Source organism: Oleiphilus sp. HI0132, from assembly GCF_001635845.1.
On sequence record NZ_LWGJ01000921.1, the window covers coordinates 1 to 484 of the forward strand.

The 484-nt window shown below is 47.3% G+C and carries 1 protein-coding gene; it reads left to right on the forward strand.

The annotated features are described in order from the left end of the window. Nucleotides 1-484: zinc-binding dehydrogenase (locus tag A3766_RS10390; protein WP_156508858.1), on the forward strand; the 484-nt coding region annotated here is incomplete at both ends.

Below are 484 nucleotides of genomic sequence, written 5' to 3' on the forward strand. Positions count from 1 at the left end.
TCGTTTATAAAATCGGTAAAGATGTTACTAACGTAAAAGTGGGTGATGAAGTTGTTCTTCATTGTGGTAGCTGGCAGAAAGGCTGTAAAGCTGAGCAGAAAGGTACCGATCCAATGTATGACCCTAGCTTTCGTATTTGGGGTTATGAAACTAACTTTGGCAGCTTTGCACAGTTCACTAAAGTTCAGGATCACCAATGCCTACCAAAACCTAAGCACCTTAACTGGGAAGAAGCGGCAACTTATATGCTAGTGGGCGCAACCGCTTACCGCATGCTTATGGCATGGGCACCAAACAACGTTAAGAAGGATGACGTTGTCCTTATCTGGGGTGGCGCTGGCGGCCTAGGCTGTATGGCTATTCAGATCGCTGCAGCAATGGGCGCTAAGCCAATCGCTGTTGTTTCTGACGAGAGTAAGTTTGATTACTGCATGCAATTGGGCGCTGTTGGCTGCCTAAACCGTAAAGACTTCGACCACTGGGG